The organism is Paenarthrobacter ilicis, from assembly GCF_016907545.1.
GTDB classification, from domain to species: domain Bacteria; phylum Actinomycetota; class Actinomycetes; order Actinomycetales; family Micrococcaceae; genus Arthrobacter; species Arthrobacter ilicis.
In genome coordinates, this window is record NZ_JAFBCD010000001.1 from 1834020 (window position 1) to 1857685 (window position 23666).

The window sequence follows — 23666 nt, forward strand, 5'->3', positions numbered from 1 at the left end:
CAAGAGCCACATTCAGAGAGCAGAACCATGACCAACCATCACCGCATCGCAGGCAACGGCCAGATTCAATTCGGTGTCTTCTTCCAAGGCGTCAACCACACCACCGTATGGAAGGACGCACAAAGCGGCTCGCAAACGGACTTCGAATCATTCCGCCGGGTCGCCCAGACAGCTGAACGCGGCCTCTTCTCCGCCTTCTTCCTCGGAGAGGGACTCCGCCTCCGGGAACACCTTGGAAAGATCCACGATCTGGATGTCGTGGGCCGTCCCGACGCGCAGACCGCCCTCGCCGCTCTCGCAGCCATCACCACCAACATCGGTTTGGTGGCGACGCAGAACACCACGTATAACGATCCCGCGGACCTCGCCCACCGCTTGGCCAGTCTGGACCTGCTGTCCGGCGGCCGTGCGGCATGGAACATCGTCACCACGGACAACGCATGGACCGGTGCCAACTTCAGGCGCGGCGGGTTCCTCAAGCACGAGGACCGCTACGTCCGGGCCGAAGCGTTCGTTCAGACAGCAAAAGCCATCTGGGATTCCTGGGCTGACGGCGCAATCGCCGGGTCCCGGAATGATCCACGCTGGCTCCGCGAGGACGCCATCACCACAGTCAAGCGCCAGGACGAGAGTTTCGACGTCGACATCACCGGCAGCCTTCCGCGCTCCAGCCAGCAGCACCCTGTTTTGTTCCAGGCAGGGGACTCGCCGGACGGCCGTGACTTCGCCGTGCGGAACGCCGACGTGATCTTCTCGGCACACCCCGAATTGGAGGATGCCAAGAAATTCCGCGACGACATCGTGGCCCGCACCCTCAAGGCCGGGCGTCCGGCAGATGACGTGAAAATTTTCCCCGGCCAGGAGTTCATCCTCGGTGCCACAGCTGCTGAAGCGGAAGAAAAGCACCAGTGGGTCCGCTCGCTGCAAGTGGGTCCGGAAACCGCAATCGCCTACTTGGAACAGTTCTGGGGACGCACCCTCACCGAATACGACCCCGACGGTCCGCTGCCGGATATCGACCCCATTGTGGACCTCACCAACCCCACTCGCGGCAACGCCTTCCACGGGAAAAGCGCCAAAGACCTCGCCGCCCAGTGGCGCGCGGACGCCAAGGAAAACGGCCAGTCGATCCGCCAGTTCGTTGCTGCACGTTCCCGGCTCAATGGCCGCGGCCTTGTGGGTTCCTACGACGATATTGCGGACAAACTCGCCGAGTACGCCCACACCGGTGCCGTTGACGGCTTCAACATCACCCCGTGGATTGTCCCTGGCGGGCTGGATGACATCGTCAACGAACTGGTTCCCCGCCTGCAGGACCGCGGTGTCTACCGCACCGAATACGAAGGCACCAACCTCCGCGAAAACCTCGGCCTCCGCGCCCCGCTGACCCGCCGGGGATCCCTCACCAGCACCCAACTCACTGAAAGCGAAGAAGTCGCATGAGCGTCCCCACCCCAACCGCAGCGCGCAAGCTGCGGAAACCAGCCGCCGTCGTCTCCGTCCTGGGAGCCTTTGCGCTCCTGGCCTCAGCCTGCGCTGGAGGGGCCGACGCCGGCACCCAGCAGAGTGCCGACGCCACCCCGGTCTCCGGTGGCAACCTGAACTTCGCGGTGTCCGTTGACCGCGGCTGCATTGACCCGCAGCAGGTGGGCAACAACGATGCGATCGCGATTGCCCGCCAGACCGTGGCGTCGTTGACGTCGCAGGATCCGACGACGGGAGAGATCGTTCCGTGGCTCGCGGAGAAGTTCGAAACCAACACCAACGCCACCAGCTTCACGTTCACCCTCCGCAACGGTGCGACGTTCGCAGATGGGACCGCGATTGATGCTGCCTCGGTGAAGACGAACTTCGAGGCCATCAAGGCGCTCGGTGCCAAAGCGACCCTGGGCTCCACCTACCTGAGCGATGTCAGCGCCATCACCGTGAAGGATCCGCAGACAGTGGTGGTGGACTTCTCCAAGCCGAACGCGCAGTTCCTCCAGGCGACGTCCACGTTCACCCTCGGCCTGTTGTCCCCGGCATCTGCCACGCTCTCCGAGGCGGACCGTTGCGCCGGGAAGTTCTCCGGCTCCGGCCCGTTCAGCGTGAAGAGCTACACCGTGGACAAGGAAGCTGTCCTGGAACGGCGGGCCGGTTACAACTGGCCCGCCGCCACCAACAGCAACAAGGGCGAGGCCTACCTGGAGACTGTGACGTTCAAGATCATTCCCGAGGCAGGGAACCGCACGGGCAGCCTTCAGTCCGGTCAGATCGATGCCACGGCGGCGATCTCCGCGGCTGACATCAGCCTGTTCAACGGCAACGGCTTCTGGAACGAAACACGCGCCAACCCGGGTGTGGTCTACAACCTGTACGCCAACCAGTCCAACCCCAAGCTCAAGGAAACTGCCGTCCGACAGGCCATCTCCAAGGCCATCAACCGTGAGGAAATTACCAAGACCTTGCTGACCGAAGCGGACCAGCCGGCCAAGGGCGTCCTCTCCCACACCACGCCGTACTTCAAGGACTACAGCGAGCTGCTGAAGAATGATCCCGATGGCGCCAAGAAGCTCCTGGACGATGCCGGCTGGAAGGTTGGCAAGGATGGGGTCCGTGAGAAGAACGGCGAGAAACTGTCCTTCAAGGTCACTTACTGGCAGTCACCCAAGGAAGTACTGGAGCTCGTGCAGCAGCAACTCAAAGTGATTGGCGTGGACCTGCAACTGAAGTTCACCACCATCGCGGACGTGACGGCTGCCCAGGCTGACAAGACCTATGACTTCTCCTACGGCAACCTGACCCGCAGCGACCCGGACGTCCTGCGCACCGTTTTCGCCTCCACCACAGCCCGTGGCGGAAGCAACCTCCGCGAGAAGCTGCCCGTGGACGATGTCCTGGGCGAGCAGGCCGCGGCACTGGACAAGGACGCACGCCAGAAACTGGTGGACGAAGCACAGGAAATCCTGATTAAGGACGCCCACTCCATCCCGCTGTATGAGCTGTCCACCACCATTTCCGCCAGCGACAAAGTCAAGGGCCTCACTTTCGAAGCTTCCAGCCGCCTGGACTTCTACGACGCCTGGCTGAGCAAGTAGGAATCCCATGATCCGCTACATCGGCCAACGGTTGCTGCAGGGCGCGTTCGTCCTCTGGGCCGCCTACACAGTGTCCTTCCTGATCCTGTACTTGCTGCCCGGCGACGCCGTGAGCATCATGGCCAGCGGCGACGAACAGAACGCAGTGGATCCGGCTCTCGTGGAGAAACTCCGCGCCGAGTACGGATTGGACAGGCCTCTTTACGAGCAATACTTTATTGCCCTGGTCAAGGCGCTCCAGCTGGACTTCGGACTGTCCATCAAGAACGGTGTCCCTGCGACCCAGACTGTGGCGGAAGTCTTGCCGGAGACCATCAAGTTGGCTGTAGCGGGATTCGCACTCGCGGTGCTCCTGGGCAGCGCCCTGGCAGTGGTTGCGGCGTTCAGCCGCAACCGCTGGATCCGCCAGGCCTTCTCCTCCCTGCCGCCCTTGGGCATCGCGGTGCCCACCTTCTGGATCGGCCTCCTGCTGCTGCAGTTCTTCTCGTTCCGCTTGCGCTTGTTTCCCGCGATAGGGAACGACGGCGGCCAGAGCCTCGTGCTTCCAGCCCTGACTCTGGCCATACCCACCTCAGCGGTGATCGCCCAGCTGTTGACGCGCAGCTTGCGTCAGACATTGGGCGAACCGTACATCGAACAGATCCGGGCCAAGGGAGCCAGCGAAGCACTGATCAACTTTGGCCATGCCCTCAGGAACGCAGCCATTCCCACGCTCACCATGCTCGGAATCCTGGTGGGAAACCTACTGGCCGGGGCAGTGGTGAGCGAAACAGTGTTCTCCCGTGCAGGCATCGGGCGGCTCACTGTCACGGCCGTCAACAGCAGGGACATCCCGGTAGTTCAGACCCTGGTGGTCCTGGCCGCCGCCATCTTTGTGATCACCAGCTTGATCGTTGACCTGATTTATCCGCTCGTGGACCCGCGTATCAACACAGCGCGCGGGGCCAAGGTCTAGGAGGGCCATCATGACGCAGCAACTTGTGAGGGAGACGCACTCCGTAGACCCTGCGGCTGGGCACTCGGCCGCCGCACCCGAGGCGGCAGTTCCCGTCCCGCCGGCCGACCACCAGGCTTCAGCTAGATGGGCTGGTTCCCTATGGGCTGGCGCCCGAAGGTTCCTGGCCAAGCCCGGCTTGGTGCTGTCCGTGCTGGTCCTTGCTTTGGTGATCCTGTGGGCGTTGGTTCCCCAGGCCTTTACCCAGTGGCCTCCGGACACGGGTGTTCCGTCGTCGCGGCTCAAACCACCATCCGCGGAACACTGGTTCGGAACGGACAGCCTGGGTCGCGACCTGTTCTCACGGGTGGTCCACGGCTCGGCAACGTCCTTGGCTGCTACGGCTGTGGCCGTTGCCGTCGGCCTGGTTGCGGGGTCGGCACTTGGCTTGCTGGCCGGCTCCATCAGGGGGTGGGTGGATGACGCCATCATGCGCGTCATGGATGTCCTGCTGGCCATTCCCAGTTTGTTGCTTTCCTTGGCGCTCATCACGGTGCTCGGCTTCGGAACCATCAACATCGCCATCGCGGTGGGCATCGCCAGTGTGGCCAACTTCGCCCGGATCATGCGGGCTGAAACCCTCCGGGTGAGCACTGCTGTGTACGTTGAGGCGGCGCGGTCCTCGGGAGTCCGGTGGCACTCAATTTTGCTCCGACATGTCCTCCCCAACGCTGCCGGCCCGGTTCTTGCCTTGTCCGCGTTGGAGTTCGGCATGGCAGTCCTGTCGATTTCATCGCTGAGCTTCCTCGGGTTCGGCGCGCCACCGCCCTCCGCGGAATGGGGTTCACTGGTGGCCGGAGGCCGCGACTACCTGGTGGCTGCGTGGTGGCTGGTGACGTTGCCGGGCGTGGTGATTGCCGCCGTCGTGCTGTCCACCAACCGTATTTCGCATGCTTTCCAAGACTCTGAAAGGAACGGGCGATGAGCTCTGCACTACTAAGGGTTGAGAATCTCCGCATTGACTATCTGGTGAACGGATCGCCGCGCAACGCGGTGGCGGGTGTCAGCTTTGAGGTTCATCCCGGTGAGGTGGTGGCGATCGTTGGCGAATCCGGTTCCGGGAAGACCACCACTGCCCAGTCCATCATCAACTTGCTCCCCGGAAACGCCCGGGTTACCTCCGGCAGCGTGACCTTCGACGGTACTGACCTGACGCAGTTGACGCGCAAGGAGTGGCAGGGGGTGCGCGGCAAAGAAATTGGGCTGATTCCGCAAGACCCTACGGCGTCGTTGGATCCCCTCCAACGGGTGGGCGATCAGGTGGCGGAAGCGCTCACCATTCACCGGCTTCAGCCCAAAAGGGCTGCACGGCAAAGTGCGGTCAGGTTGCTGGAGGAGTCCGGGATCCGCGACGCTTCCTCCAGGGCGCGCCAGTTTCCCCATCAGTTTTCCGGTGGCATGCGGCAACGTGTACTCATCGCTACAGCGCTTGCTGCCCAGCCCAAACTGGTCATTGCGGATGAGCCCACCAGTGCTCTTGACGTGACGGTCCAGCGGCAGATCCTGGACAACATTGCTGCCCTGACCGCGGAGCGGGGGACCGCCGTCCTGCTGATCACGCACGACCTCGGCGTCGCAGCTGACCGTGCCGACCGGATCATCGTGATGCGCGGCGGCGAGATTGTGGAGGAAGGGTCCGCCGCCGATGTGCTGGGCAACCCGCAGCACAGCTACACGCAGCAACTCATTGCGGCGGCTCCGGGACTCAGCCCGCGCAGGTTGCGGCCATCGCTTTCGGTCCAGAACCCAAGCACGACGACGGGTGGTGGCGCTGTCCACGTTTCTCCTCTTGTGGAGGCCAAGTCCCTGAGGAAGGTGTTCACCCTGCCCCGGACAGCCGGCGGCGCAAGGTCGCTGACCGCCGTCGACGACGTTTCGTTGGACATCCGGCGCGGTGAGACGTTGGCGTTGGTGGGAGAGTCCGGCTCCGGAAAGAGCACAGTTGCCCGCTTGTTGCTGAGGTTGGACAAGCCAACCTCGGGTTCAGTGACGTTCGACGGCGTGGACCTCGCCAGCGCGAAAGGGGAGAGGCTGCGCCAACTCCGACGTCGGTTCCAAGTGGTGTTCCAGAGTCCTTATGCATCGCTGGATCCGAGGTTCTCTGTGGAGGACATCATCGCCGAGCCGCTCCGGGCCTTCGCGGAAGGCACTCCGGCTGAACGAAAGAGCCGGGTGAAGGCTCTGCTTGAGGAGGTTCACCTTCCCGCGGACTACGGGACGCGCCGTCCGGCTGCACTCTCGGGTGGGCAGCGGCAACGTATCGCCATCGCCCGGGCGTTGGCGCTGAAACCCAAACTCGTGGTGCTGGACGAAGCGGTGTCGGCACTGGATGTTTCCGTGCAGGCGCAGATCCTGACGCTGTTGGCTGAATTGCAGGTTCAGGAGTCGTTGAGCTACCTCTTCATCTCGCATGACCTCGCCGTGGTGCAGCAAATCTCCGACCGCGTGGCCGTCATGCAGGCCGGCAGGTTGGTGGAAATCGGCGGTACACGGGACGTCTTGGTCAACCCTGCCGGGGAATACACGAAGGCCCTCATTTCAGCCATTCCCGGCCGGACTGGTGCGATGGTGGATTCGGGTCCCACCAGGGTGGCAACCTAGGTAGGGTGCGATCGTCGCCCAACTTCGCCAGGCGCTCCCCACCATCTGAGGGGTTCTGGTGGGCGGACGACGATCACCTGTGGGTTAGCGGCGTATGAGGACGCTGATCTGTGCCTTGATGTCCTGTACTACCGCATCGATATCCAATCCGGCGTTGACACTTGCCGCCATGCTCACAAACATGATGGCCGAGACAATACGGGCCGTCGTCGCCGCGTTCACCGCATCCGCTGGATTACCCCGGGCCAGGATGCCGGTGATCGCTTCCTCGGTCTGTGCCACGATTGTGAGGGCCTCGCCGTGGTGTGGTTCCGTTGGGTCGCCAAAGACCATTTCCCGCAGATAGAAGCGTCCGTTGTCAATCTGTTTTCGATTGCATTCCACCACAGGCCGCACTATTGCCATCACTGCGTCCAAGGCGCCCGGAAGGGTTTCAGCGGCTGCCCGGCCCTTTTCCAGGGCTTCTGCGTAGTGGGTGTTCTGGACCAGGAGAAGGAGTTCTCCCTTGGTTTTGGCGTAGAGGAAAAGCGTTCCGGCGCCGATGTCTGCTTTGTCCGCGATCTGTTGGGTGGTGACGTCTTCCACCCCGTATTCTGCGAACAGCTCGCTGGCTGCAGCCGTGATGCGGTCCAGTTTCTCCTGCTTGTTCCGTTCCCGCCGGCCCGGCGGCTTGGATGTGACAGGCATGGGTTTCTCCGGAATCAAACTGACTGAACTCAATAGTGAGTATAAGGATAGCGGTTGGTGCGCTGGTGGTCAGGGAGCCAGGAAGTCCACGACGGCGGGTGCAAACGTTGCGTGGTTCTGGAAGATACCGCCGTGGCCGGAATCGGGGTAGATGAGGAGTTGGGATCCGTTGATGCGTCGGTGCAGGTCTTCGGACAATGTGGAGGGGACCATGCGGTCGTTGTCACCGTTGGCGATGAGCGTGGGTTGGGTGAGTTTGGAGAGGTCGGAAGGGGCGGATCGGCCGTATTTCCGGATTGCTTTCAGTTGCGTCCGGAATGCGCGGATGCTGATTGGCTTGTCGCGGTCCCCGGTGCGTTCCTCGAGGCGTTTGATGAAGCCTTTCGCAGCGGCTTTGCCGCTGGTGTTGCGGTTGAAGAACAGGAACTCTTTGGGGTCCGACCTGGTCACGGTAGCGCGGAGGATATCCCAGTAGGTGGTAGCGACCACCTTGTCGATGTCCTTGCCGCCCCGGGGACCAGTTCCGGTCAGCACGAGGTTGCGGACCAGGGTGGGGTGTTTGGTGACCAGGTCCTGGGCGATCATGCCGCCGAGGGAGAAGGAGAAGATATCCACCTTGTCGAACCCCAGAGCCTCGATGAAGGTGTAAGCGTCGTCAGCCATCGCTTCGATGGTGTTCGGCACGTGGCCACTGGATGTGCCGACTCCCGGCTGATCGAAGGTGATGACATGGCGGTTTTTCGCTATGGGATCGATGATCCTGGGATCCCAGTTGTCCAAGGTGGCTGCCAGGTGCACGAAGAAAACAACGGGAATGCCGCCCTTGGGCCCCAGTTCGCGGTACGCATAGCGGACCCCGCCGGCGGTAATGGTACGGGTCGGCGCCACTGCATAGGACGTGATGACCGGATTATTGGGAGTTTCGGCGTTTTCCATGATGGTACGTTCTCCTGGGTTTCTGGGGTGAAGCTGGGTGGCGGGGGCTTAGTGGGTGACGGAGAGAATTGCTTTTCCGCGGAAACCTCCGGCGGCCAGGGACTGCAGCGCTTCCGGAGCTTGGTCAAAGGAGAAGGACTTTCCGACGATCGGGCGCACTGCTCCGGCGTCAACCAAGGCGGTGATCCGGCGAAGCTGGTCTCCACTGGCGCGCATGAAGAGGAATTCGTAGCTGACGCCAAGTTTTCTGGCTTGCTTCCGGATCTTGCCGCTGAGGCCAGTGATTGCCAGGCGCACGATGGGGTTGAGGCCGGCTCGGCGGGCGAAGGCTGGATCGGGCGGGCCTGCGATCCCGATCGCTTTCCCGCCGGGTTTGAGGATGCGCAGGGATTTCTGCAGGGTTTCCCCTCCGAGGCTATCGAGGACCAGGTCGTACCCGCTCAGTAGCTGCCCGAAGTCCTGGGTGCGGTAGTCGATCACGACGTCGGCGCCGAGTTCCCGAACGAAGCCGGTGTTGGAGCTGCTGGCGGTGGTTGCTACGGTGGCCCCGAGATGTTTGGCGAGCTGGATGGCGATGGAACCCACCCCGCCAGCGCCGGCATGGATGAGAACTTTCTGCCCGGGGCGCACGTTGCCCTGTTCGACAAGAGCCTGCCAGGCAGTCAAGGCCACAAGAGGCAGCGAGCCGGCCTCTTCCATGCTGGCCGACAAGGGTTTGAGCGCCACGTCTTCCTCTGCAATGGCAATACGTTCAGCGAAAGTGCCAATGCGGCCCTGGTCGGGGCGGGCGCAGACTTCGTCGCCGGGTTTGAACCCTGTTACTTCTTTCCCGACGCTCAATACCGTACCGGCTACGTCGTTGCCGAGGATCAAGGGAAGCTTGTAAGGAAGGATCTGCCTGAACTCGCCCAGGCGGATTTTCTCGTCCAGCTGGTTCAGTCCGGCTGTGTGGACTTGCACCAGCACATCCCGATCCCCGGTGACAGGTTCAGCCACCTCCGCAGCACGCAGTGGTTGACCGTACTTGGTGATGACGAATGCTTGCATAGCCTGCTGCCCCTTAAGCCTGAATGGACTTGCCGGCCGCAAGCTGGGGATAGAGCGCCTCGATCGGGGCGCTGAGGCCGGCCTTGAGTTGTACCGATGTCTCGTCGGCCAGAACCTCGTACTCACCGGCCTCCACGGCATCCAGCACCGTGGCAACAAGCTCGGCCGGGTCCATCTTGGGATCGGTGGTATGTGCCGCCATCGCTGTGTCGACGTAGCCCACGTGAACGCCCACCACATGGACGCCCTCGGGGGCGAGTTCCAGACGCAGTGAGTTGGTGGCTGACCAGAGGGCGGCCTTGGTGGCGCTGTAGATTCCGCCCACGGCGTACCAACTCATGGCGGAATGGATGTCGACGATTGCGGAGTCCTTCTTGGCTGACAAGATCGGCGCGAACGCACGGGCCAAAAAGAGCGGGCCAAGGAAGTTTGTCTCCACATTGGCCCGAATTTCTTCGTCGGTGTGGCTCAGGATGCCTGGGGTTGCCACGGACGCTCCAGCGTTGTTGATCAAGACGGTGACGTCGCCGGCGGCGGCGATAGCGGCCTGTATTGACGCCGGATCCGTGATGTCGAGTGTCAGCGGGATGATCCGCTCGTCCTCCCACGTCCGCGGAGTACGCGCGGTGGCATAGATCTTGCTGGCCCCCCGGGCCAAGGCCGTCTGGACGAAGTGGGTTCCGATTCCACCGTTGGCACCGGTAACGAGGACAACTGCTCCATTGAGTGAAGGCATTTCACGAACTTTCTTTCGAGGATTCTTGACTGACTATACTCATAAGTGAATCCACTCAGAAATTATTCCTGCCCACTTCAGTCGTTACTTCATCACCGATCCTGGTGGTAGTAGTCAAAGCGTTCGATCACGATGCTGCCGCTGCTGGCCGCGAGTCCCAGAACACGGCCCGTGAAACCGCCAGCGACCTCCGTGGATAGGTACCGGCCGTCAATTGTGGCCAGGGCGGTAGCATGCCCATCCTGTTCCAAGCCAAGAGTGACTTGGTCGGGGCCCGTATTCTTGCCAGGCAAGCCCGCAAATGGTGAGTCGTTGCAGCTGATGACCAAGTGCAGTGCTTCAGCGGACGGTGCAATGTCCGTTGCAGCCACCACCTGCTCAAGAGGCCCGATCCGGGCCATGACCCGGACCTGGCGGTTGGATGCTTCGAGGGCGTACCAGTGGGCCTCGTCGATTCTCAGAATGAATCGGACTCCCGCATCCTCCGGAATGATGACTGATGCGCGGGCGCTCCACGTGTGGCTGAGGACCCGTGTTGACAGTAGGGGAGTGCTGTTGGTCTGATGGTGGCCAATCACCAGACCGCCGGGAGAAGGTGCCGTGAACGCCGCTGGATCCTGGCCGGGTGCGATCCATCGATGGTGCAGGCCCCCGGAAGGAAAGGTGTCGGTGAAGGATAGGTCGTTGGCCGGTACCCGGTAGCGTTCTTGGAGGAAGTGCGGCCAGCCGCATTCCCATGAGATGCCGGCGAGGAACGTTTCCCTGCCCAGGACGTGATATCCAGGAACAACGCCGCGGGGGCGCACGCCCAAATAGACGGCGGCCCAGTCGCCGTCGGCTGTTTGGACCAGGTCGGCGTGACCAACATTCTGAACGGCCGCCGCCGTGCTGCGATGACTGAACACTGGGTTGGACGGGTGGGGCTCGAAGGGGCCCGCAGGACTGCTTGCCCGGCTTACCGTAACGGCGTGCCCGCGTTCAGTACCGCCTTCGGCCAACAGCAGGTACCACCAGCCGTCAATCTCATAGAGATGCGGGCCTTCGGGGTAGGCCAGTCCTGACCCCTGCCACAGCTTTCGGGGAGACTCCAGGAGCCGGCCGGCGTCAGGGTCCAGTCGCGCCTGGACGATTCCGGACTCATTATCTGCAGGACCGAACCCCACCCACGTGAGATAGCACGTGCCGTCGGCATCCCAGGCAATGTCCGGATCAATGCCCAACGTTCCCGGTATCTGAACGGGCTCGCTCCATGGACCTGCGGCTGATGCAGCCCTCAGCAGCAGGTGGCCGCCCCCAAGATCGCTCATGTTGGTGGTGACGAACCAGAATTCACCACCGTGGTGCCTCAGCGTGGATCCGAAGATTCCGCCGGAGGAGCGCCCGTCGCCAACTGCGAACTGGCTCCTGCGGGTGAGGATATTCCCGATGTGGCCCCACGTTACAAGGTCCCGGCTATGGAATATCGGTGCGCCCGGAAAATACTCGAAGCTTGATGCAGCAAGAAAATAGTCGTCGCCCACCCTGCAGATGGTGGGATCGGGGTGGAAACCAGGAATGACTGGCGTTGTGGCCGCTGATCGCGTGTCCCACTGAACCTGTTTGATCGCATTCTCCACCATTGATGCTCCGTCTGTAGCCTGGGGTCCGTCCGGCGACGGAGTTCGACTCCAACGCTACAAACGCACACCTCCCGCCCCATCGGCACTTTCATTGGTTGGAATACCCGTGTGGGTCTTGAAGGTCGTCAGCGCCTTTGAGTACTTAAGACTGTGCGGAAATCATGCGCACCGGCGGGCATCGCATGAGAGCTTCCATCCGGCAGGTCGACGACAGCCGTTACTCCTTCCGGGATCCCGACGTGCAGGGCAAAAAGATCCCCATCCAGGGTCCAGGCGCTGCTGATGCGGCCTCTAACGGTCTCGACGGCGGCGCTTGCCGAGGTAATGCCGCCGCCGGGCCGCGGTGCAATGGTCACTGCACGGTATGCCGCTGAATGCTCCGGCTGGCGGATGCCCGCTATGTGGGTGTAGAAAAATGAAGCGACGGCGCCCTTGCTGTAGTGGTTGAGTGAACCGCGGGCCTCGCCGCCGGATACCCCGTCCCACCATTCCCACATGGTGGTTGCCCCGGCGTCGAGCATTCCAAGCCAGGAGGGACTTCCGGCGTTAAGCAGGAGATCGTAGGCGACGTTGAGGTAGCCGTGGTGGGCCAGTGTGGGCAGCAGGAGGCCGGTGGCGAGGAAGCCCGTGCCCAGCCGGTTTCCGTTCGCGCGGATGAGCTCCACAAGCCTGCCGGCGGTCAACGGAGCGAGCCCATCGGGAACCAGCCCGAAGGCCAGTGCACGGACGTAGTGCCCTTGCGACTCTTCCCACAGCCGGCCTCCGGCGTCGAGGTATTCGGCCTGCCAGGCCGTGCGGACGTTGGTGGCCAGCGAGCCGTAGTGGGCTGCGGCCCCGGAGGCACCGAGGACGGTGGCCGCCTTTGACAGGAGGAGAGCGGACCTGTGCAAGTAGGCCGTGGCTACGATGCCGTGGTCCCGCGAAGGGTCCGGATTGGGCGGGGTGTCCGGCTCAAGCCATTCACCGAAGTGGAAGCCTGTGTCCCACACATAGCGTTCGTGGGCCAGGGGTGCGGGGCGTGCTGCCGCCCGCTGGGGGTGACGCCCACTGGCGGCTGCTCCGGCCGCGTAGTCAACCCATGAGCACATGGAGGGAAAGGCGTCGGACAGGACTTGTTTTTCTCCATAGGCCCGCCAAAGTGACCATGGAACAAAAACTGCGGCGTCACCCCAGCCTGCCGAACCGGTGGCGAGGTCTTCGAAGAAATTTCCGGAGGGACCATTGCCGGCGGGGTTGGGAACTATCGTAGGCACTCGACCATCGGGCCACTGGTCGGCAGCAAGATCCTGGAGCCACTTGGCGCTGAATCCGGAAACGTCGAACATCAACGCAGCGGTGTCTACAAAAACCTGCCAATCACCGGTGAAACCGGACCTTTCACGCTGCGGGCAGTCCGTGGGGACATCACAAGCATTGCCCCGGAAGCTCCAGCGGATGGCATCGTGAAGGGCGTTCAACCGTGGATCGCTGCATTCAAACGTGCCGGTGCTTTTCAGGTCGGTATGGACAACGACGGCGGTGATCGCTTCGGCGGTCAACGGAACGGAATTGCCTTCCACCTGGACGTAGCGAAAACCGTGGGTGGTGTGGCGTGGCTCGAAGACATCGCCCTCCCGGCCTGCCGAGGTCACCACGTCCAGCTGCCCTGCGGGGAGGAGTGTCTTGGTGGCGAAGTCGAAGGCTTGGAGATGATCCGTGGACACCAGCCCGGCCTGGTCAAGGAATTCTCCGTGAAGCAGCGTCATGGACGTTCCTGCGGGGCCGAGTTCTTTCAAGCGGATCCATCCGTTGATGTTCTGGCCGAAGTCCACCACCGTGCGGTTTGGCGCAGGAAATGTTAAGCACACTGGTGGGAGTTCTTCGATACGCCGAACAGGTGGTGTCATGTGCCGCACAAACCTTGCCCTGTTCTCATACAGCCCGCCGCTGCGGGGTATCACGGGTGACCAACCTCCCGGCGTCCGGGTGTCTCCCGGAGTGGATGGCAGCCGGAAGTCGACCCCCTGACCGTCCATGAGGTCGGCGCGGATGATGTGGCTCTCGCGGGACTCCCACGTCGGTTGCGTTGTGAAGAGGGTCCGCCTGGGTGTGAGGGCGGATGCAAGGAACGCCGTCTCAGCGCCAAAACCGTCTGCCCGGCGCTCGAAGCCGTGCCTGCCACGAAACCACCCGTCTGAAATCAGGGCGGAAACGGTGTTGTCGCCATGGATCAAGAGATCGGTGACGTCCCACGACTGGACCTGCAGGCGCCTCCGGTACGACGTGAAGCCGGGCGTGAGTTCGTGGTCGCCAACGCGATGATCGTTGACGAACAACTCGTAAATGCCGTGCGCGGTCGCATGGATGATTGTCCGCCCATCCTCGCGGGTCCACGTGAACCTCCCGCGAAGCCAGTACGCGGGACGCCCGCCGGGCTTCGCGGGGTGCTCTTCTGCAGGTGATATCCACACGGCGTCACGGAGCGAATCCTGCGGCGAGGGGGCAAAGAAAGGGTCAGTCAAGGAAACTCCTCCGTGAAAAGCAGGCACCTTTGCTGCTTCCCGCTCATGCTAAACCATAAAAACCGAGTATGCACTGTTTTTCTGATTCGCCGGTAATGGCTACCCTGTGAAGATGCGGGTTCGGCGAAAAACTGGAAGCTATGAGGTAGGGCGTGCCAAACGTGCCGAGATACTGGACGTCGCCTCCCGTCTTTTCGGCAGCTCCGGCTACCACAAGGTGCCCCTCTCTCAGGTGGCTGCGGACGTAGGGCTCAGTGAAAGCGGCCTGCTGCACCACTTCCGTTCCAAAAGGCACCTGCTGCTGGCAGTGGCGGAGCGCCGGTTGGAACAGACTGCCACATGGTGGGGCAGGCGGCGGCCTGAGGGTGCCCCGGATCCCCTGGAGGTATTCAGGGGCATGGTTGAGTCCACGCGCGAGCTGGCCAAGGAACCTGGGCTCATTGAACTGTTTGTCCTGATTTCGGCCGAGGCTGCCGATGCCACAACACCTGCGCACCAGTTGTACGCCTCGTGGTACCAGCGCGCCGTGGACGAAACGGCGCAACGACTGGCCGCGGGTGTAGAGCGGGGTGACCTGCTGCCCGGCACGGACGTCAGTGGATGCGCCAGGGAGATCATTGCCGTCAGCGACGGGCTGCAACTGCAGTGGGTACTCTCAGGGGGGCAGTTGGACCTCGTGGAGGCCGTCCGTGACTATTCCCGCCGGTTGGCACGCGCACTCTTGGCGCCGGAACACGTGGACGGCGCCAACGCTCTTTAGCGCATCCGTACACTCTCGCTGGGGCCGGGGTTGTGTCCCAGGTTTCGCGACACCGCCCTCGCGGTGGCCCGTACCGCAGGAGCCAACGCGTTGGGTGGCGTTGCGCCATCCGGAACCACGATCGACAGTGCCGCCACTACGGACCCTTCGGCACCGAAAATCGGCGACGCGACGGAGACGGTACGCGAGGGTGCTGACCGTCGGATCATGGCCAGCCCGGTTCTGCGGACATCGGACAGCGTGCGTCGCAGCTCCCCTTCAGTCAGCGAGTCGACGCCCACTTCGGCGTCGGGCGGCTGGTTGATGACCAACTCCTGAAAGTCGGCGTCCGCGCCGGACAACAGGACCAGGCCCACCGCCGTCGACCTTAGGGGAGCACGTCCACCGACTCGGTAGGCGACTTCCGTTGCCTCCTTGGACGACAACCGCTCGATCAGGACGGCGTCGTTCTTATCGCGCACGGCAAGAAGTACGTGATGTCGCGTCACGGCGAAGAGGTCCTCAAGGTATGGCAGTGCGATCTCCCGGACACCGTGCCCGCGCGGTGACAGCGACGCTACCTCCCACAATCTGACCCCCACAACGTACCGTCCGTCCTCAAGGCGTTCCAAGGCCCCCCAAGCCACAAGGCGGGCGATCAGGCGCAGCGCAGTGGGGGCCGGCATATCGGCGAGTCTCGCCATTTCGGATAGCGTCAAGGCGCGACGCCGGTCGCTGAAGACGGCGAGCAGGCTCAGCGCGCGGTCAATGACAGGTTCGCCCTGCTTGGGACGCTTGCCGCGGAGCGGCTTTTCCGTCTGGTTCCCATCGTTGACCCCCATGGGCGATGAATCCTTTCAAGCGTGCGAGTGACTTCCACCACAATACTGTTTCAACCAATGAAATTCACGTGGGGGTAAGTGCTGCCCGCCTACGACTCTTGAAGAAGCCGGTTACCGGAAGCCATCTGACGAGAGGGCGCCGACGGATCGGCCCGATCAGGTCACAGCCGACCACGTTCAGGCCCCCGGTCCCACATCTCGATTCCGATTCCATCACGAATGCGAAGGCGCAGCACATGAATCTCCTCACCTCACCTGCACGTCGGAGCGCGGCCGTCCTGGCCGGGGCGCTCCTTCTCGGATCCCTGACAGCCTGCGGCGGCGGTACAGCAGCAACGTCCTCCGTGGACAAGAGCACGCTGACCATTGCCACAGACAGCGACAGCGCGTCGTTCGGCTACGACCCCTTGCGGGTCTCGGATGCCCAACGGCAGTTCTTCGAAGGCTTGTACGAGAATCTGATGACCCTGCAGCCTGACGGCAGTGTGGGTCCGGGCCTGGCGAAGGACTTCAGCTACAACGCGGACAATACAGTCCTCACGCTGACCCTCAAGGAAGGTGTGACCTTCACGGACGGCTCCACCCTGGATGCCGCGCTGGTCAAGGCCAACCTGGATCGACGCAGCGATACCGCGCTCAGTGCTTACTCAGCAATCGCCAAGGGCGGAGCGCAGGAGATTGCCTCTGTTGACGTGGTCAATCCCACCCAGGTGGCCATCACGTTCGCCAAGGCCCAGCCCGGCTTCGAAAAGAACCTCACCTCCACCTTGGGCATGATCGTGGGCAAGAACGCTGTGACGGACACTGCCAGCCTGGCCACGACACCGGACGGTTCCGGCCCTTACACGCTGGACAGTGCCACCACCGTCAAGGGCAACAAGTACGTCTTCACCAAGAACGAGAAGAACACGGATGCCTCCAAGTACCCTTACAACAAGATCACGTTCAGCGTCATCATGGACCCGCAGGCCCGTGCCAACGCGCTGGTGTCCGGCCAGGCGGATGTTGCATCCCTGACCTCGCCCACCGTGGACTTCGCAAAGTCCAAGGGTGTGGGCGTGTCCCAAATCGGCGGCACCGTCCAGACCATGATCTCTTTCGACAAGACCGGGAAGACCGCGCCGGCCTTCGCCAGCGAGAAGGTGCGCCAGGCCTTCCAGTACGCCATCAACCGCAAGGCACTGGTGGATGCCCTCCACAAGGGCGATATCCCGGCGTGGAACGCATTGCCCAAGGACTCGGCAGGGTTCACTGATGAACTGAATACCAAGTATGCCTATGATCCCGCCAAGGCAAAGAGCCTCCTGGCCGAGGCCGGTTATGGGAGCGGCTTTGACTTCACCATCATTGCCGGAGCCCAGACGCAAACGGATCTTCAAGCAGTGCAGAAGGACTTGGCGGCCGTCGGAATCACCATGAACGTGAAGCTTGCAGCCTCCACGGATGAGGCATTCGCCGCGGTGGCAACCACGCCGCTGGGGTACTCCCCGCTGGGTTGGGACAACCCGGTCGGCCTCATGTACGGCGCAATCCTGAATGGCTTCACCAATGTTCAGAAAGCAACGGACGAGCAACTGAGCGCAGCGACCGCAGAGGTTGCCGCTGCCAAGGATGACGCCTCCAGGAAGGCCGCGCTCACCAAGCTCAACACCCGCTTGGTGGAGTCCGGCTGGATGATCCCGCTCTATGAGTCACTGACCAACCAGGGCTACAACACCAAGAAGGTCCAGCAGGTGAAGTTCGCCGGAAGCAACGTGTACCCGCTGCTGTCCTCGTACGCACCCACCAACTGATCCACCAATGACCGGGTGCCAATTCTGCGGAACTGGCACCCGGTCCGACCAATGGAGGTCACCATGGCAATGTTCGTCACCAAGCGCCTTCTGATGGCGCTCGCCACCGTGCTGGTGGTGGCGGTACTGGCATTCCTGCTGGTCCACGCGATGCCCGGCAGCCCAGGTGCGGTAGCTCTCGGGGCAGGAGCCTCGCAAGAGGCCATCGACCAGTTGAACCAAACGCTCGGCTGGAATGATCCGCTGGTAAGCCAGTTCTTTCGTTGGTTGGGCGATGCCGTCCAAGGCAACCTCGGAAACTCCCTCATCGATGGTCGGTCCGTTAGCGCCGACCTTGCCAACAGGCTTCCGGTCACAGCTTCCCTCGCCGCCGGTGCCACCGTTCTCAGTGCAATCTTCGGCATCATCCTCGGTGTCACCGCAGCTGTGCGTGGTGGTGTCCTGGATCAAATGATTGGCGGGTTTGTTGGATTGCTCGTGGCACTGCCAGCCTTTTGGATCGGCGTCATCTTCGTTTATCTCTTTGCCGTCCAGTCCTCCGTGTTCCCGGCCACCGGCTACGTCCCGTTCGAAGTCTCCCCGCAGGATTGGGCAATGTCCCTCGCCCTGCCGGTCATCACCTTGGCCGTTGGAGGCGGTGCGTTCATTGCCCGGCAGACCAGGGCTTCGATGCTTGAGGCGTTGCAGCAGGAACACATCCGGACCCTCCGGGCCACAGCCACTCCCACGTGGAAAATTCTCTACATCCATGCCCTCCGGTATGCGAGCCTGCCGATCGTTGCAGGCATCGCCCTGCAGTTCATCGGCCTGTTCGGGGGATCCGTAATCGCTGAACAATTGTTTGCCATGCCGGGTCTCGGCCAGGCTGTTCAAACGTCCGTCAGCACCCACGACGCCCCGGCCGTTCAGGGGGTAGTGGTGATCGCTACGGTGGTTGTGGTCGCCGTGAACCTGGTGCTCGAACTCGCTACCAAATTCCTTGACCCGAAGTTGCGTGCCTCATGATTCCCACACTTCCAGCAACAACGCCGGCATCCCAGCGCCGGACGGCCCTGACGAAGCTCTCAGGGCATCGACTGCTTACCTCGCCAGGGGGCGTCGCCGGAACACTGTGGTTGGCGGCGATGGTTCTTGCCTCGCTCACGGCCCCGTGGTGGCTGCCCTTCAAGACCGAAGATCAGGACTTCACCTCCGTCCTTTCCGGACCCACTGCCACGCACTGGCTGGGCACGGATGAACTGGGCCGTGACATCCTCAGCCGCATCTTCGCCTCAGCAGCCGAAACACTGGGGACGTCCTTCATTACGGTGATTGTCGGCGTCGGACTCGGAACCCTCTTGGCGCTGACAGCTGCCAACAGCCAGCGCGCCGAAGGTGTCATCAGCCGGGTCACCGAGATCATGATGTCGTTGCCTGGAACCGTCATTATCCTCGCCGTTATTGGCGCAGTCGGTACCAACATCCCCCTGATCATGGCCATCCTGGGCGTACTGATCTCGGCAGGCATCTACCGGGTCATGCTCGGCCAGGCAAAGTCGCTGCAAAGCCAGTTGTATGTTGATGCTGCCAAGGTGGACGGGCTGAGCCCGCTGGCCATCAGTGCCCGCCATGTGCTGCCGGGCCTGGCCACCACCATCGTGGTGCAATCTGCGCTGATTTTCGCTGTGGGCCTCCTGATCCAAGCCGGCCTCGCGTTCATTGGTTTCGGACCTCCCCTCCCGAAGCCCAGCTGGGGCGGCATGATCCAAAGTGCTTCGCAGCATGTCTATGACGCTCCGTGGCTGATGGTTCCCACCGGCGTGGTGTTGGCCCTGACGGTGCTGTCCGCCAATGCGATCGGCAACGCCCTGGGCAAGGCTCCCAATGCTACGGCTTCCCATCTTCCATCTGCCGCCGTCCGCCGCAGGCGTTCAGTTCAGGCTGCCGCAGCAGCGGCAGCTGCCCCTGCTGTCCACGACGCTCCGGAGGCCGGGAAGCTCAGCGTCCGCTCCCTTTCGGTAGCGGTCGACGGCGGAACTCCCTTGGTCACGGACGTCTCCTTCGACGTCGAACCCGGCACCGTTCTGGGACTGGTTGGCGAGTCCGGCTGCGGTAAGACCATGACCGCGCTGTCCCTCATGGGACTGCTGCCGTCCGGCGTCGCAGTCAGTGGCGGCCAACTTCTCTGGAACGGCAGGAACCTTGCCGCTGCCACGGACAAGGACATGGAAAGCATCCGGGGGCGCGACATCGCCCTCATCTCCCAGGAGCCCATGCGGGCACTCGATCCCATGTTCACCGTGGGCTACCAGTTGACCTCGGCCATTCGCAGATTGCGGTCAGTGGGAAAGAAGCAAGCCAAAGCGGAGTCATTGAACCTGCTGGAAAAGGTGGGCATCGTGGACGCCAAGCGCATCCTCAAGACCTACCCGCACCAGATATCGGGCGGCATGGCCCAGCGCGTCGCCATAGCCTTGGCGTTATCCGGTAATCCACGCCTGCTGGTGGCTGATGAACCCACCACCGCCCTGGACGTCACTGTCCAGGCCGAAATCCTGTCCCTCCTGCGGACGCTCGTGAAGGACACCGGCATGTCCGTGGTCATGGTGACGCATGACCTCGGAGTAGTGGCCGACATCTGCGACCACGTTGCCGTCATGTATGCCGGCCAAGTGGTGGAGAACGGCCGTACGGCCAGCATCCTGGACAGCCCACGGCATCCTTATACTCTGGCACTCCTCGCGGCTGATCCCCATGCGAACACTGCACACGACATGCCCGAGCGGCTGGCCATCATCAAGGGACAGGTTCCCCAGCCCAAGGATTGGCCCACCGGATGCCGGTTCGCGGCCCGCTGCCAGTTCGCGGGATCTGCCTGCCAGGTACCGGTTCCCCTCCTTCCCTCGGGAACAGAATCGGGGGTGGTGCGCTGCGTCAAGGCCGATGAACTGGCCATCGAAGGTCTTGCGTGGGTACCCACCGACATTCCATCAGAACATCCGGTTCCGGCGGATATTCCCTCCCGGCACCGCCTGGACATCGTTGAAAAGGACATGGCATGAGCATCGAAATCCCTCTGTTGAGTCCACCCGTCGGTACTGTCCGACCGTTGCCCATGCTTGAAGTGAAGGACCTTGTGGTCCGCTACGGAAGGGGACGGAAGGCCGCTGCCGCGACGCCCGCCGTCGACGGTGTCAGCCTGACCATCCAGCACGGTGAAACGGTGGGTCTGGTGGGGGAGTCCGGCTCGGGCAAATCGACCATTGGCAAAGCGGTCCTGGGTCTCCAGAAGATATCCGGCGGTTCCGTGGAATTCAAGGGAGAAGACATCACGCATGCCGGTTCGGGCAAACGCCGCGCCATTGGCAGCGAGCTGAGAGCCGTCTTCCAGGACCCAAATTCATCGCTGAATCCCCGGAAGACCGTTGGCGCCTCACTGGCAGAACCCCTGCGCGTGCGGGGTGTCGCCAGCGGCGAGGCCCGCATTAGGGCAGAGGACATGCTGGAACGGGTTGGCCTGCCACGGGAGGCCGTGGACCGGTATCCGAGCCAGTTTTCCGGTGGCCAACGGCAACGTATTTCGGTGGCCCGCGCACTCATTTGCGAACCTCAACTGGTGGTCTGCGACGAGGCTGTCAGCGCATTGGACCTTTCGACGCAGGCGCAGGTATTGAACCTTCTGGCCGATCTGCGCGACGAGCGCGGACTGAGCTACCTGTTCATTGCGCATGACATCTCCGTGGTGCAGTTCCTGGCCCAGCGGGTGGTGGTCTTATATCGAGGGCAGGTGATGGAATCCGGTCCAACCGCAGCAGTCACTGAATCACCCAAGCATCCGTTTACCCAGGCTCTCGTTGCGGCATCACCGGTGCCGCGCCCGGCAGAGCAAGCTGAGCGCCGCGCTGTCCGGGAGTCCCTGGGAGTCAAGACGGCAGCAGCCGTGGCCGCGACTCCTGGTGGATGTCCCTTCCGGCAGCGCTGCCCGCTCTCCACCGAACTCTGCGCCTCCGAACGACCTGCCCTCCGGCGCGTGGGCGAAGCTGACGTCGCCTGCCATTACGCCTGACTTTCTATCCAAGACTCCAGGAGCAAGCAATGACCCTTGAAACACCAGCGGAGACTGCCGGGATCAGCATCGATCCACACCGCGTACCCACACCGCCACCCTTTCCCGCCTTCCATGCGCCTGGGAAACCTGAAGAGGTGTCGGAGGAGTCGCTGCTGCACCGTGAGCTCAGCTACGCCATCACCGTCGGCTTCCGCCGTCTTTCCATGGACGTGTGGTTGCCTAGGAAAGCTGCCGAGGCTGTTGTCCCGTTGGTGGTGTGGATCCACGGGGGAGCGTTCCAGTTGGGCGACCGTCGGGAGCTGCCGCCGACGTTCGTCCCTGACTCGGTGTTCCGTCGCCTCAACGAAGCCGGCATCGCCTGTGCGACGGTGGATTACAGGTACTCCCTGGAAGCGCCGTTTCCGGCGCAGCTCCACGACATCAAGGCAGCCGTCCGCTATTTGCGGCACCACGCGGATGTCCTCGGCATCGATGGCGAAAGGATCGGGGCCTGGGGCGAGTCGGCAGGAGGCCATCTCGCCGCACTCCTGGGGCTCACCGGCTCCCGGGAGGACCTCGAAGGCGGCCTCGGAGTGCAAGGCCAGTCCAGCGCAGTCACCGCGGTGGTGGACTTCTACGGCATTTCTTCGCTCAATGATGTCTCACGCCGGCTGGGAGTTGAGTCGTTCCTGAATGGTCCACTGACTGCGGCCGTCCCCCCGGGAGCTTCCCTTGATCCCGGAACCATGTTGGTGGGAGGGGCGCCGGATCCGGCCCTGCTGCACGCAGCGAGCCCTCTTGGATACGTCACCGCCGGAGCGCCTCCTTTCCTGCTGGTTCATGGCAACAGGGACGGCCTGGTGCCCCACTCCCAAAGCGAACTGCTGGCCGATGCCCTGGAGCGGGCAGGCGTACAGAACAAGCTCATCACCATCGACGGCGCCGACCACTGCTTCTTTTTTGCCGAAGATGAGGTGGACTGGATCCTGGAGACATCCGTTGACTTCTTCCGGCGTGAATTCGGGCAGCAATGAGCCTCGCCTCCGTGGTTCCCGGCTTGCCACTGCCTAAGGTTTCAATGAATGAAATCGCCGGTTCTGGTCCGGGTCAGTGTTCGACATCCTTGGAGAGAAGCGCGGGAAAATCACGGATCAGGCCTACGAAGCAGAGGGAGTCAACGATGACGAACGGTCGCCACTTGAAGGGCATCGAGTTTGCCCGCACCGGCGATGACGGCTCCCGCCCGCTCTTGCTCGACCTCCACCTGCCGGAGACCGCGGTGCTTCCGGAGTCAGCGCCGGGGGACGCCGGCCCCGAAAACCTTCGTCCCGCCGTCGTCCATTTCCACGGTGGCGGTTGGCGCACAGGCGAGCGTTCTTCGTTGGGCCCTGTGTGCGACGGTTTCGGCCTGGCGCCTTTCGACGCTCTCACCGATGCCGGCTTTGTAGTGGCTTCGGCCGATTACCGTCTGAGCGGCGAAGCGCTGTTCCCGGCCCAGCTCCACGATGCGCTGTCCGCGGTGACGTGGCTCAGGGACCACGCAGACCAGTACGGTGTGGATCCGGACCGCCTTTACGCCTGGGGTGACTCTGCAGGCGGCCACCTGGCCAGCTTGGTTGGGCTCACGGGAGAGGGCGCTGGAGCCGTAGCTGCCGTCGCCGCGTGGTACCCGCCAACGGACCTGACCCACATGGGGGAACAAGCCCTGCCTGAGGCAATTGCCCGCGCCAGCGATCCCGGATCCCGCGAAGAGCTGCTGGTGGGTGCGGTCTTGGCGGCGAACCCTGACAAGGCGGCAGCAGCCAGCCCTATCAGCTACGTCCATTCCGACGCTCCGCCCTTCCTGTTGATTCACGGCACCGCCGACCGCTTCGTCCCTGCCGCCCAATCGGAGTCATTGGCCTCTGCACTGGAGAAGGCAGGCGCCGACGTCGAACTTCTTCTGGTCGACGACGCCGACCACATGTGGTCGCTCCCGGACGGAAGTCCGGAAGCTGCCCTGAGGGCGCTGGCCGCCACGGTCGCGTTCTTCCGGCACCAAGCGGCCAGCCGCTAGTTTTCCCACCC

The 23666-nt window shown here is 62.8% G+C and carries 19 protein-coding genes; 12 read left to right on the forward strand and 7 right to left on the reverse strand.

Going from position 1 to position 23666, the window contains the following annotated elements; translation table 11 throughout:
• Positions 1–27 precede the first annotated feature (27 nt).
• The 5 genes from JOE60_RS08380 to JOE60_RS08400 are packed head-to-tail and all read left to right on the forward strand — an operon-like array spanning position 28 to position 6672.
• Entirely contained in the window at positions 28–1443 is a 1416-nt protein-coding gene (locus JOE60_RS08380) for an NtaA/DmoA family FMN-dependent monooxygenase (protein WP_167266977.1), read from the forward strand.
• Entirely contained in the window at positions 1440–3077 is a 1638-nt protein-coding gene (locus JOE60_RS08385) for an ABC transporter substrate-binding protein (protein WP_167266975.1), read from the forward strand. The genes JOE60_RS08380 and JOE60_RS08385 overlap by 4 nt, the downstream gene beginning before the upstream one ends.
• Before the next feature lie 7 nt (positions 3078–3084).
• Positions 3085–4032, forward strand: coding sequence for an ABC transporter permease (locus JOE60_RS08390; protein WP_167266973.1), 948 nt, complete (start codon positions 3085–3087; stop codon positions 4030–4032).
• A 10-nt stretch (positions 4033–4042) separates the two neighbouring features.
• Positions 4043–4996: an ABC transporter permease gene (locus JOE60_RS08395; protein ID WP_167266970.1), complete on the forward strand. Its 954-nt coding sequence runs from the start codon at positions 4043–4045 to the stop codon at positions 4994–4996.
• On the forward strand, positions 4993–6672 hold the full coding sequence (locus JOE60_RS08400) for a dipeptide ABC transporter ATP-binding protein (protein WP_167266968.1): 1680 nt from the start codon (positions 4993–4995) through the stop codon (positions 6670–6672). The genes JOE60_RS08395 and JOE60_RS08400 overlap by 4 nt, the downstream gene beginning before the upstream one ends.
• Before the next feature lie 84 nt (positions 6673–6756).
• Here the strand turns inward: JOE60_RS08400 and JOE60_RS08405 are convergent, their stop codons facing one another.
• The 6 genes from JOE60_RS08405 to JOE60_RS08430 all read right to left on the reverse strand — a co-directional run bounded on the left by JOE60_RS08405 (position 6757) and on the right by JOE60_RS08430 (position 14198).
• Entirely contained in the window at positions 6757–7359 is a 603-nt protein-coding gene (locus JOE60_RS08405) for a TetR/AcrR family transcriptional regulator (RefSeq protein ID WP_167266965.1), read from the reverse strand.
• Between the two features lie 69 nt (positions 7360–7428).
• The gene (locus JOE60_RS08410; protein ID WP_167266963.1) at positions 7429–8295 is read right to left on the reverse strand and encodes an alpha/beta fold hydrolase; all 867 of its coding nucleotides are present in this window, start codon (positions 8293–8295) and stop codon (positions 7429–7431) included.
• 48 nt (positions 8296–8343) lie between these two features.
• Positions 8344–9342 (reverse strand): NADP-dependent oxidoreductase, encoded by a 999-nt coding sequence (locus JOE60_RS08415; protein ID WP_167266961.1) that lies wholly within the window; start codon positions 9340–9342, stop codon positions 8344–8346.
• A 13-nt stretch (positions 9343–9355) separates the two neighbouring features.
• Positions 9356–10078, reverse strand: a complete 723-nt coding sequence (locus tag JOE60_RS08420; protein WP_167266959.1) for an SDR family oxidoreductase — start codon at positions 10076–10078, stop codon at positions 9356–9358.
• A gap of 92 nt (positions 10079–10170) precedes the next feature.
• Positions 10171–11697, reverse strand: a complete 1527-nt coding sequence (locus JOE60_RS08425) for a glycoside hydrolase family 43 protein (protein ID WP_167266957.1) — start codon at positions 11695–11697, stop codon at positions 10171–10173.
• Positions 11698–11822: 125 nt separating this feature from the next.
• A complete protein-coding gene (locus JOE60_RS08430) occupies positions 11823–14198 on the reverse strand; it encodes an alpha-L-rhamnosidase (RefSeq protein WP_167266955.1) in 2376 nt (791 codons plus the stop codon).
• A 112-nt stretch (positions 14199–14310) separates the two neighbouring features.
• Here JOE60_RS08430 and JOE60_RS08435 point away from each other — a divergent pair, with 112 nt between their 5' ends.
• A complete protein-coding gene (locus JOE60_RS08435) occupies positions 14311–14958 on the forward strand; it encodes a TetR/AcrR family transcriptional regulator (protein ID WP_167266953.1) in 648 nt (215 codons plus the stop codon).
• Here JOE60_RS08435 and JOE60_RS08440 read toward each other — a convergent pair.
• Positions 14955–15779, reverse strand: coding sequence for an IclR family transcriptional regulator (locus JOE60_RS08440; RefSeq protein WP_167266951.1), 825 nt, complete (start codon positions 15777–15779; stop codon positions 14955–14957). The genes JOE60_RS08435 and JOE60_RS08440 overlap by 4 nt on opposite strands.
• 236 nt (positions 15780–16015) lie before the next feature.
• Between JOE60_RS08440 and JOE60_RS08445 the strand changes: the two genes are divergently transcribed.
• From JOE60_RS08445 to JOE60_RS08470, 6 genes are all read left to right on the forward strand, one after another.
• Positions 16016–17572, forward strand: coding sequence for an ABC transporter substrate-binding protein (locus tag JOE60_RS08445; RefSeq protein ID WP_167266949.1), 1557 nt, complete (start codon positions 16016–16018; stop codon positions 17570–17572).
• 51 nt (positions 17573–17623) lie between these two features.
• On the forward strand, positions 17624–18577 hold the full coding sequence (locus tag JOE60_RS08450) for an ABC transporter permease (RefSeq protein ID WP_167266947.1): 954 nt from the start codon (positions 17624–17626) through the stop codon (positions 18575–18577).
• Positions 18574–20613 carry a dipeptide/oligopeptide/nickel ABC transporter permease/ATP-binding protein gene (locus tag JOE60_RS08455; protein WP_167266945.1) on the forward strand — a complete coding sequence of 680 codons (2040 nt, stop codon included), beginning with the start codon at positions 18574–18576 and terminating at the stop codon, positions 20611–20613. The genes JOE60_RS08450 and JOE60_RS08455 overlap by 4 nt, the downstream gene beginning before the upstream one ends.
• Entirely contained in the window at positions 20610–21617 is a 1008-nt protein-coding gene (locus tag JOE60_RS08460; protein ID WP_167266943.1) for an oligopeptide/dipeptide ABC transporter ATP-binding protein, read from the forward strand. The genes JOE60_RS08455 and JOE60_RS08460 overlap by 4 nt, the downstream gene beginning before the upstream one ends.
• A 29-nt stretch (positions 21618–21646) precedes the next feature.
• Positions 21647–22633 (forward strand): alpha/beta hydrolase, encoded by a 987-nt coding sequence (locus tag JOE60_RS08465; RefSeq protein WP_167266941.1) that lies wholly within the window; start codon positions 21647–21649, stop codon positions 22631–22633.
• 146 nt (positions 22634–22779) lie between these two features.
• On the forward strand, positions 22780–23655 hold the full coding sequence (locus JOE60_RS08470; RefSeq protein ID WP_167266939.1) for an alpha/beta hydrolase: 876 nt from the start codon (positions 22780–22782) through the stop codon (positions 23653–23655).
• Positions 23656–23666: the final 11 nt, after the last annotated feature.

Coding starts and splice junctions, on each gene's coding strand:
- JOE60_RS08395 (WP_167266970.1), top strand. CDS start 4,043: ATGACGCAGCAACTTGTGAGGGAGACGCACTCCGTAGACCCTGCGGCT.
- JOE60_RS08415 (WP_167266961.1), bottom strand. CDS start 9,342: ATGCAAGCATTCGTCATCACCAAGTACGGTCAACCACTGCGTGCTGCG.
- JOE60_RS08385 (WP_167266975.1), top strand. CDS start 1,440: ATGAGCGTCCCCACCCCAACCGCAGCGCGCAAGCTGCGGAAACCAGCC.
- JOE60_RS08390 (WP_167266973.1), top strand. CDS start 3,085: ATGATCCGCTACATCGGCCAACGGTTGCTGCAGGGCGCGTTCGTCCTC.
- JOE60_RS08460 (WP_167266943.1), top strand. CDS start 20,610: ATGAGCATCGAAATCCCTCTGTTGAGTCCACCCGTCGGTACTGTCCGA.
- JOE60_RS08400 (WP_167266968.1), top strand. CDS start 4,993: ATGAGCTCTGCACTACTAAGGGTTGAGAATCTCCGCATTGACTATCTG.
- JOE60_RS08410 (WP_167266963.1), bottom strand. CDS start 8,295: ATGGAAAACGCCGAAACTCCCAATAATCCGGTCATCACGTCCTATGCA.
- JOE60_RS08405 (WP_167266965.1), bottom strand. CDS start 7,359: ATGCCTGTCACATCCAAGCCGCCGGGCCGGCGGGAACGGAACAAGCAG.
- JOE60_RS08465 (WP_167266941.1), top strand. CDS start 21,647: ATGACCCTTGAAACACCAGCGGAGACTGCCGGGATCAGCATCGATCCA.
- JOE60_RS08450 (WP_167266947.1), top strand. CDS start 17,624: ATGGAGGTCACCATGGCAATGTTCGTCACCAAGCGCCTTCTGATGGCG.
- JOE60_RS08445 (WP_167266949.1), top strand. CDS start 16,016: ATGAATCTCCTCACCTCACCTGCACGTCGGAGCGCGGCCGTCCTGGCC.
- JOE60_RS08440 (WP_167266951.1), bottom strand. CDS start 15,779: ATGGGGGTCAACGATGGGAACCAGACGGAAAAGCCGCTCCGCGGCAAG.
- JOE60_RS08455 (WP_167266945.1), top strand. CDS start 18,574: ATGATTCCCACACTTCCAGCAACAACGCCGGCATCCCAGCGCCGGACG.
- JOE60_RS08435 (WP_167266953.1), top strand. CDS start 14,311: ATGCGGGTTCGGCGAAAAACTGGAAGCTATGAGGTAGGGCGTGCCAAA.
- JOE60_RS08470 (WP_167266939.1), top strand. CDS start 22,780: ATGACGAACGGTCGCCACTTGAAGGGCATCGAGTTTGCCCGCACCGGC.
- JOE60_RS08420 (WP_167266959.1), bottom strand. CDS start 10,078: ATGCCTTCACTCAATGGAGCAGTTGTCCTCGTTACCGGTGCCAACGGT.
- JOE60_RS08425 (WP_167266957.1), bottom strand. CDS start 11,697: ATGGTGGAGAATGCGATCAAACAGGTTCAGTGGGACACGCGATCAGCG.
- JOE60_RS08380 (WP_167266977.1), top strand. CDS start 28: ATGACCAACCATCACCGCATCGCAGGCAACGGCCAGATTCAATTCGGT.